Origin of the sequence: Brachyspira innocens ATCC 29796, from assembly GCF_000384655.1 — a bacterium.
Lineage (GTDB): Bacteria > Spirochaetota > Brachyspiria > Brachyspirales > Brachyspiraceae > Brachyspira > Brachyspira innocens.
This window is the reverse complement of record NZ_ARQI01000111.1, coordinates 43119-52799: the sequence shown is the minus strand read 5'-3', so window position 1 is coordinate 52799 and position 9681 is coordinate 43119. Positions and strand designations below refer to the sequence as shown.

The following is a 9681-nucleotide window of genomic DNA, read 5'->3' as shown; positions in this document are numbered from 1 at the left end:
ATGATTTGGATTTGGATAATTTATCATTAGACGATGCAGAAGAAGAAAAACCTATCGAGAGTAAATCAGAAGAAGATAATAAAAAAGATGAATTTAAAAAAGAAGAAGAACATGCTGATGATGGATTAGATTTGGATATAGATAATTTGGATAAAGAAGAGGTTTCAAATAATGCTGTTTCTAATATAGTTGAAGGAGGTACATCTCTTCCAGCCCCTGAAACTGCTGATAATTTGCCTGCTTCAAAATATGATGATGTTGATAAGGATATAGATAAGGATAAAGTTATAAGTGCCATTAAAAACCTTTCTCCTCTTACACAATATCATGTTTTGGATACTATCCTTAATGAGAAAATAGATAAAGACTCAATGGAAACCCTGCTCAATGCTTTAGAGAGAGGCGAATCCAGTGAAAATATTACAGAGCTTTTAAATAAAGAATTAGGTTTGGGAATAAAAGAAGATGGCAGAAAAAATGTAATAGATCTTATACCTATACCAAATTCATTAAAAGATTACGGACGAATAATAAGAGTTGCAGCAGTATTTTTGGTACTTTTTGTTGCTTTGGTAATACTCTCTTTCCAATTTATTTATAAACCAGTAATGGCAAATAAATATTATAAACAAGGACTTGTAAGTATATCAAACGGAGCTTATGATGAGGCAGAACGTAATTTTGCAGAAGGAGAAAGACTTAAACCAAAACAAATAAAATGGTATAATAAATATGCCAGAGCCTATATTGACAGAGAAACTTTTAATAATGCTTTCAGTAAAATACAAGGTGCTTTAAATATTAAGCCTAGAGATTTTGAAACTAGAATAACATTCGGATACTATTACAGAAAGAAAGGAGAGAAAGAATTATCAGAAGAAGATTATGTATTGGGTGAACAACTATATGAAGATATGCTTGCTTATACAAGTAAGAAGAAAGAAAAAGAAACTATATATGATGAACGCGGTCTTCTTATGATAAGCAGAGCAAGAAATATGTTAGAACCTCAGTATTATGATATAGCTTATACTAATTATATTGATATGATTACTTTCTTTGGAGACGGTGTTGTACCTAGAAAGAGAGGTATGCTTATAAAGATATATCAGGATAATTATGATCATGTAAAAGCTTTGCAAAATCATATAGAGCTATTAAAACCTGGATATATAGATGATGAAGTTTATCCTAAATTGGCTCAGTACTTGCTTGATAAAGATGATTTCTACGGCTCAAGAGTATTGTTTGAAAAACTTTTAACAGCCTATCCTAATAATTTGGAATCTATAGTGGGATATGCAGATTATGAAACTAGATTAAAACATTATGACAGAGCTATGGAACTTCTTAATACAGCAGCATTGCCTTTATATGAGTCTAATCCTTTTAATAAGGGTAAAGAGTATGTTTATAATATGTTAGGTCAGATATATTATAATTTGGGAGAATACGGAAATGCTGTAAGAAACTTTAATGAGGCACTTGCTATTAATGAAGTATATCCAGACGCTAATTATAATTTGGGTAATGTTTACTTCTATAAAGATAAAGATTATGCTAAAGCCAAACAGTATTATCAGATGGCTTATGATAATTTAGCTCCGAACCTTAGAAGTGATCAGCTGCTTTATAATTTATCTTGGATATATTATTCAGACGGAGAATATGACAGTGCTTTTGAAGGATTCAATGCATTATTTCAGAAAAACCCTAGCAACAGCGTAGTATCTTATGCTTTAGGTAATTCGCTTTTACATTTGGATAGAGCTAATTTAGCTAATGGTTTTTATAGAAATGCTTTAAGTCAGGTACTATCTAAACGCAGCAGTTTGGGAAGATTGGAAATGCGTACAGAGAGGGATTTTATACTTATAAGTTATTTGGCTAGCCTTTATAACAATATAGGTGTTTCTTATGCTTATAATGCAGCTGTTACAAATACTGTAGTTAATGAGCAGCAGGCATTTAAACATTTTGTTTTGGCAAGCGAATATTTTGACCAGATTAGAACCTCTAATATAGACTTGGAAAGAGCAGAAAAAAGAACTGTATTAGTTGATGACCAAAATATTGGAGCTGCTACATACAATATTATGTCTATGCAGGCTAAAAGAAATTTAAAAGAAACTACTGTTATAGATGATTATATACCTAAAGATATGTATTATATAAGATAATAATAAAAGTTTGCATAAATTTAAAAGCAGGGCTTAGTGTAATAAAGTCCTGCTTTTAATTTAATTATATACTTTAAACTTATTTCAAAACTTTTTATAAAATTATTACAGTTATTTGTTTTTTACTTCACGAAAAACACTACTATTAGATTTATACGTTGGTGATTATTAAATGTATGGTAATTTCTAAAATTCAAGCTTCACATAAAGGCGTACTTCTTAAAATGAATTTTTTCTCTGCATACAGCACTCATAATGAGTTTTACTGCGTATGGTTATTTGTGATAATTCGTACCTAACGGTATTTATTACAGGCGTAAATAACTTAGTATGTACATGTGGGGCAAAGCCGCAATATTAAAATTATAAATATTATTTTGGATCATTATATAATGATATAAAATTGACAATTAAAAAATAAATTATTATACACATAAACGACTATAATTTGTCAAAAAATAAATATTTTAATTTAAAATATTGCAGGGTTTTGCTGCGAAGCACACAGTCATTTCGCACCCCACTTTAGGAAGTGCCTGTGGTATTTCTACAAAGAAGCAGGCACATCCAGCAGTTATTTTATTCTAAATTCAATAATTTGTTTACATATAAAACATAAATGGTACTATTTAGTACTATTTAGTATTATTTTTAGGCTTGCACTTTTTGCAACTTTTGCGGCGGGAAAAAGTTGAATAAAAAAAATTGACAAACTTAGGAATTTTTAATATAATTCCAAGAATATTTTTTAATTTTTAAAAATTAATGAGGAAGTTTAAGTAAGTTTTATGAAAAAAATTATATTAATGATAGCTTTAAGTATTATAGTAGGCTGCAATAATAATAAATCTAATAACACACAAAACAATACGAAAGTTAATAACAATACAAACATAACAATCACTAACAATACCACTCAAAATACAAATCAAATTATAAATCAGCAAACAACTCCAGCAAGAAATAAAAAAATAGAATTTAAAAATATATATCCTATCAAACCATATACAGAAGAAGAAATTGACGAAATATTATACAAAACCATTGACACAGAATTATCAAATTATGGAATATCTGATAATTCCAAAAAAGAAAGAAGAGAAGAAGAAAAACAAAGAATGCAGAATATTAAAGATTTACTTTTGAAAGGTATAAACAGCGAAGATGAAGATGGAAACAGCATATTAACTCTAATGCAGAAACTTGACTATAGAAATTATGCTTATAATGATTTAGTAAAATGGCTTGTTGAACTTGGCATTAGTTTAGATGATACTAGAATATTAGATTATAATTATACTGATAAGATTATAGATTATTTATTAGATAGCGGAGTTAATTTTGATTATAATACAGTATATAATAAAATTGACTTAAAAAATAATAATTATAATTTAATATCAAAATTGATTAAAAAGTTAGAATCTGCAGGTTATTATTTTTCTGATATAGATTATCAATTACAAAGCGATTTATTATTTCAGTCTATTTTAGCTGATAATTTGGATTTAGTAATATTATTTTTAAAACTTGGTGCTGATATAAATTCCATAAACAGAATTCGCGATGGTTATGTGGGAACTCCTTTAATGTATAGTGCCTATTATGAAAAGTATGATATTATGGATTATTTAAAAGAGAAAAATGCGGATATTACTATTCACTGCTTTCAAGATACAGAAGAATTAGAAAGTATCCATAATGATAGCCATATATCTTTTGTATTGATGGAAAATTTTCCTGTTTTAAGTCCTACAAATTTAATTAATACTGTTATCACTGGAAACAACAATGAAGATTTGATGATAAGAATATTAAATAAAATATCTCAAACTTTTAAATTTGCAGATACTAGCTATATTTATTCACCTGCCTCACAAATTGAATTTACAAATAATAATGAAAAATATATTTTAATACAAAGTCATATATTAAATGAAGAATATGTAGAAAATCTTATATCAATGGAAAAATATGTATATGATTTTGAAGTAAGCGATAAATATTTTAATTATGTAACTATATGGAAAAGAGATAAAAACAATGAAAATAAAGCAGAGTTTATAACAGGCTTTTATCCAATGCAAAATGATGACTACTCACAAACTTATGATATTGCCTCATCAGGAAATTATGTCACAATAGAAGCAATAGATGACGGTACATATTATTATACATTTATAATAGATAATAATGATTTTTATTTAGATAAATTTTCTATGGAAAAGTATAATAGATCAGACAATAACAAAAAAGAAGAAGAGCATTATTATAATTATAAGAGAGATGCTAGTAAATTTAATCATACCAGCAGAATAAAAGCTATTGATTTAGAAAGAAGTTTCTTTAGTAAGTTAATAGAAGAATACAATAAATAAAAAATAATAAAGGTCTTTAGTTTTTTAGTTAACTTAAAGCCCTTTGTTTTTTATTGATTATAATTTTTTTATACATATATACATAAAAAATTATTCGCTGAAAATATCTGACAAGTAAACTTATCAGATGCTCATAATTTTTTTATACATATATACATAAAAAATTATTCGCTGAAAATATCTGACAAGTAAACTTATCAGATGCTCATAATTTTTTTATTTCTTTTATACTCAATCCTCTTAATTCTCTTATAAGTTTAAGTCAATATTTTTATTTTTCATATTTTTAGTATATACTGAAAATTTTTAAGTTTGTCAATTTTTAACTGTTCTTTTTCCCGCCTTCGCTTGCCTACGGCACACAGAGTGAGGCGTACTTCGTATGTGGCAATACCATACCTAACGGTACTTCCTTTGCTCACAGACTTCCTACAGTCGCAAAAGAAGTGGGGGGACTGTGTGCTTCGCATGGCTAGTCCCTGAAAATAATAAAAATATAAAAACTAATTTTGACAAATTATAATTGTTTAGGTATATAAATAAAGAGAAAAATGCTATAACTATATTTTAAAGTTATAAAATAGTAATTGATAACTTTAGTCATAAGCTAGTTTATCACTGGCAATAATAAAAGCATAATAAAATTTATTTATATAGTTTCGGCGATACATATATATTATTTTGTTTCAATTTAAAAGCAAATGTAATTATGACTATTGCTAAAAATATAAATATAAAAGCCAAAATTAATGTGTATTTATTAGGTTCATTTATAATGGTTCCAGATTTAGTGTCATAAAATATTTCTGTTTTTGAATTAACCAATAAATTATTATTATTATCTTCTAAATATGAATTTGTAAGTATGATATTTTTTCCTTCGTATACGAAACTGTAAACTATATTTGCAAATTTTCTTTTTTTAATAGTGCCATATTCATAGTGATTTATGCTTTCTATATTGGCATAAATTTTTATTATACTGCTGTTATTATGATTAAATCTTATATTAAGAAAAATAATCATCAGTGCTGAAAATAGAAACATAAATCCTATAAAAAAAAGAGTGATTTTATACTTTATTACTTTGTATTTACTTTTCATAATAATATATATTAATATATTTTAGTTTTTAAATAAACTATCGTTAAATAAAAAATTATAATTAATTGATTTTTACTCAATATTTTTAATAATTAAATAATTTTTTTAATTATCATTACTTCTAATCGTATTTACTTACTTTTATTCTTTTAATTATAATACAAAATTTACTTGATTTAATAATAATTTATGATAATGTTATAGCGATTTTATTATATTTAATAAAAAATAAAAATTAGAGGATTATATGAACACTAAATACATATTTGTAACAGGCGGTGTTGTATCTGGTTTAGGTAAGGGTATAACAGCAGCTTCACTAGGAAGACTTTTAAAGGCTAGGGGATTAAGTGTAACTATACAAAAATTTGACCCGTATATAAATGTAGACCCAGGTACTATGAGTCCTTTTCAGCATGGTGAAGTTTTTGTTACTGATGACGGAGCGGAAACGGATTTGGATATTGGGCATTATGAGAGATTTATAGATGAGAACTTAAATAAATACAGCAATGTTACAACTGGTAAAATATATCAGCATGTTATAAATATGGAAAGAGAGGGTAAATACCTAGGAGAGACTGTTCAGGTTATACCTCATATTACTAATGAAATAAAAAGAAGAATATACAGAGAAAATGATACTAAAAAAACAGATATAGTGATTACAGAGATAGGAGGTACTATTGGAGATATAGAATCTCTTCCTTATATAGAGGCTATAAGACAGGTAAAAACTGAGTTAGGTCAGGATAATGTACTTTATATACATGTAACTTTAATACCTTTTATAAAATCTTCAGAGGAAATCAAAACAAAACCTACTCAGCATAGTGTTAAAGAACTTATGCAAAGCGGTATTATACCAGATATTATAGTTTGCAGAACCAGTCAGCATTTGCAGGAATCGCATAAAAAAAAGATAGCATTATTCTGTAATGTTCCTAAAGAGAATGTGTTTGAAAATTTTGATGAGCCTAATATATACGGAGTGCCTTTAATGCTTGAAGCTCAGGGGCTTTCTGATGTTGTATGCAGGCATTTTAAATTAGAGACTGCTAAAATAGATTTAACTAATTGGACTGATTTAGTATGTAAGCAGAAAAACATAGCTATACAGAATGACAAAGTAAAGATTGCTATAGTGGGAAAATATGTTTCTATGAAAGATGCTTATATTTCTTTAACAGAGGCATTAAATCATGGCGGAATATATAATGATATTAATGTTGATATAGATTGGATATCTGCTGAGGATTTGGAAGATATTAACGATATATCAAAATATTTTAAAGGTGTTCATGGACTAATTATACCGGGCGGGTTTGGAGAGAGAGGAATTGAAGGCAAAATAGAAGCTATTAAATATGCTAGAGAAAACAAAATACCTTATTTTGGAATATGTTTGGGTATGCAGCTTATGAGTGTAGAGTTTGCAAGAAATGTATTAAAACTTGAAGATGCTAATACTATAGAAGTTAATGAAAATGTTAAAAATCCTATTATTACGCTTATGGAAGAGCAGAAAAAAAACATCTTAAAAGGCGGTACAATGCGTCTTGGAGCTTTTGACTGCGATATAAAAGAAGGAAGTTTGGCACATAAATTATATGGAAAAACTTCAATAAGTGAAAGACACAGACATAGATATGAATTTAATAATGCCTATGTAGAAAAAATGGAGAAAGCTGGATTTATTATTACAGGAAAATTAAAAAATGGAAATTTAGCTGAGATAGCAGAAGTAAAAGATCACCCATATATGATAGGTGTTCAGTTCCACCCAGAATTAAAATCGAGAATTACTAATCCTCATCCTTTGTTTGTTGGATTTATAGATGCAGCTAAAAAATTTAGAAATTAAAAATTAACATTTTTATAAATTGGCATGCTTAAAATTAGCATGCCATTCTTATATATACTGAAAATTTTTAAGTTTGTCAACGGATGCACTTTATATAGAAATTATCAACTTTTTTACCGCACACACTCTGTGGGCTTCACCAAAGTTTTTATCCTTCGGATACGCTTCGTGAAAAACGCAATCACTAGAATTTTATATTTTAGTGGACTTCGTCAAATGTAGTTATTTAGCCTCTATGACACACAGAGCTGTACAGCGTATGGTTCTCGCCGAAAGCGGGATTTGCTTTAACCATACCTAACGGTACTTCCTTCGGCATTGGTGGACAGACGTCATAAAAGAATTGGGGCTACGTCACACATCATGGTCACTCTGTGTACTTCGTAAGGGCAAAGCCCTGAAAATATTTTAAATTAAATAATGTATACTTGTTACGCATACACTTTATTATATTTACTAATCAAAAAATTTGTTACACAAAAACATAATCAAATTAAACTTAACACATATATTTTATAAAAAATTAAATTTCCTCTCCATTCTCTATTTTTGTGATAAGCCCAACTCTTCTAGCATGACGTCCGCCTTCATATTCAGCATCAAGCCATTCTTTTACTATCATTTTAGCCAAATCAACGCCTACAACTCTAGCACCAAATGCTATTATATTAGAGTTATTATGCTGTTTGGAAAGTTTAGCAGAATAAGGCTCACTGCATACTGCTGCCCTTATACCTTTGACTTTATTTGCTGCTAATGATATACCAATACCAGTTCCGCATATTAAAACACCGCCTTCATATCTTCCGCTTGCTACCTCATCAGCAACTTTTTTCCCATATATGGGATAATCTACACTTTCAGAAGTATAAGTTCCAAAGTCTTTTACTTCATGTCCTAATTCTTCTAAATATTTTATTATCTCTTTTTTCAATTCTATAGAAGAATGATCTCCGCCTATAGCTATTTTCATAATTTTATTCCCTTTTAATTTATGGTATTTAATTAAAATAATTTTGTATAGAAATGACAATAAGGCATAGAACCTTTTTTAGCATAATAATCCTGATGATAGTCTTCTGCTTCATAAAAATTTTTATACTCTCTTAATGTAGTAGCCACATCATAATTTCTATCTCTAAGCATTTTTATATATTTCTCTGCGATTTCTTTTTCTTCTTCATTTTGATAGAATATAGCAGATAGATACTGTGAGCCTATATCAGGACCCTGACCATTTTTTTGAGTAAAGTCATGAGTTTCAAAGAAAAGTTTTACAAGCTCTTCGTATGTTGTTTTTTCTGGGTCGTAGCATACTCTAACAGTTTCTAAATGACCTGTAAGGCCTGTGCATACTTCTTTGTAAGTAGGATTAGCCTTATGTCCCCCAGCATATCCGCTTACAACCGAAATGACACCTTTAGATTTTTCAAACCAATATTCTGTTCCCCAAAAGCAGCCTGAAGAAAAATATGCATATTTAACATTATTTGGTATTTCTGTTTTAGTCATATCATCGTCCTTATTATTAATATTTTGGCTGTTTAATTTTTGAGAACAGGATATTACTGATAATAAAGATAAGATTGTTATTATAATTTTTTTTATCATCGTATTCTCCTATAATCTTTATATTTATTTTATTTATTTGTAGAGATTTCATTTGTGAATTTGTTTATAAAATTAAGAGAAACAGAATTTATGCAATACCTTGTTTCTTTTTCAGTAAATCCTTCATTATAAAATACATGTCCTAAATGTCCGCCGCAATTTGCACATACCACTTCAACTCTGTTTCCGTCTTTTTGTAATTTTATATTTTCTATTATAGCATCATCAAAACTAGGCCAGCCAGTACCAGAATTGAATTTTGCTTCAGAATGAAATAAAGGAGTATCGCATATTTTGCATGTATATATTCCGTCTTCTTTATTATTTAATAACTCTCCTGTAAATGGAAGCTCTGTACCTTTATTTATTAGTACATGATATTCTTGAGCAGACAGAGTTTTGGAGCAGTCAGCCGTACTGTATTTTTTATCATCAATATTATTAATATTATTCTCTTCATCACATGAAATGATGCTTATAAATATTAAAATAATTAAAAAAATATATTTTTTCATAGCAGTTATTGATATTAATTATCCTTTTT

At 28.0% G+C, this 9681-nt stretch carries 7 protein-coding genes; 3 read left to right on the top strand and 4 right to left on the bottom strand.

Going from position 1 to position 9681, the window contains the following annotated elements; all coding sequences use genetic code 11:
• Positions 1–2180 (top strand): periplasmic flagellar collar protein FlcA (flcA, locus tag F811_RS0107950; protein WP_020004720.1); only part of this gene is annotated, 2180 nt, incomplete at its 5' end.
• Between the two features lie 788 nt (positions 2181–2968).
• Complete coding sequence (locus tag F811_RS0107945) at positions 2969–4558, top strand: ankyrin repeat domain-containing protein (protein WP_020004719.1); 1590 nt, start codon at positions 2969–2971, stop codon at positions 4556–4558.
• Positions 4559–5203: 645 nt separating this feature from the next.
• Here the strand turns inward: F811_RS0107945 and F811_RS0107940 are convergent.
• Positions 5204–5605: a hypothetical protein gene (locus F811_RS0107940; RefSeq protein WP_245555845.1), complete on the bottom strand. Its 402-nt coding sequence runs from the start codon at positions 5603–5605 to the stop codon at positions 5204–5206.
• Between the two features lie 304 nt (positions 5606–5909).
• Between F811_RS0107940 and F811_RS0107935 the strand changes: the two genes are divergently transcribed.
• The gene (locus F811_RS0107935) at positions 5910–7526 is read left to right on the top strand and encodes a CTP synthase (protein WP_020004717.1); all 1617 of its coding nucleotides are present in this window, start codon (positions 5910–5912) and stop codon (positions 7524–7526) included.
• Positions 7527–8049: 523 nt separating this feature from the next.
• Here F811_RS0107935 and rpiB read toward each other — a convergent pair.
• The 3 genes from rpiB to msrB are packed head-to-tail and all read right to left on the bottom strand — an operon-like array spanning position 8050 to position 9652.
• Positions 8050–8499 carry a ribose 5-phosphate isomerase B gene (gene rpiB, locus F811_RS0107930; protein ID WP_020004716.1) on the bottom strand — a complete coding sequence of 150 codons (450 nt, stop codon included), beginning with the start codon at positions 8497–8499 and terminating at the stop codon, positions 8050–8052.
• Positions 8500–8531: 32 nt separating this feature from the next.
• Positions 8532–9137 carry a peptide-methionine (S)-S-oxide reductase MsrA gene (msrA, locus tag F811_RS0107925; protein ID WP_020004715.1) on the bottom strand — a complete coding sequence of 202 codons (606 nt, stop codon included), beginning with the start codon at positions 9135–9137 and terminating at the stop codon, positions 8532–8534.
• Positions 9138–9166: 29 nt separating this feature from the next.
• On the bottom strand, positions 9167–9652 hold the full coding sequence (msrB, locus tag F811_RS0107920; RefSeq protein ID WP_020004714.1) for a peptide-methionine (R)-S-oxide reductase MsrB: 486 nt from the start codon (positions 9650–9652) through the stop codon (positions 9167–9169).
• Positions 9653–9681 lie beyond the last annotated feature (29 nt).

Bases quoted from the DNA above. Each gene is read 5' to 3' on its own strand.
- F811_RS0107945 (WP_020004719.1), top strand. From the start codon at position 2,969: ATGAAAAAAATTATATTAATGATAGCTTTAAGTATTATAGTAGGCTGC.
- F811_RS0107940 (WP_245555845.1), bottom strand. From the start codon at position 5,605: ATGTTTCTATTTTCAGCACTGATGATTATTTTTCTTAATATAAGATTT.
- F811_RS0107935 (WP_020004717.1), top strand. From the start codon at position 5,910: ATGAACACTAAATACATATTTGTAACAGGCGGTGTTGTATCTGGTTTA.
- rpiB (WP_020004716.1), bottom strand. From the start codon at position 8,499: ATGAAAATAGCTATAGGCGGAGATCATTCTTCTATAGAATTGAAAAAA.
- msrA (WP_020004715.1), bottom strand. From the start codon at position 9,137: ATGATAAAAAAAATTATAATAACAATCTTATCTTTATTATCAGTAATA.
- msrB (WP_020004714.1), bottom strand. From the start codon at position 9,652: ATGAAAAAATATATTTTTTTAATTATTTTAATATTTATAAGCATCATT.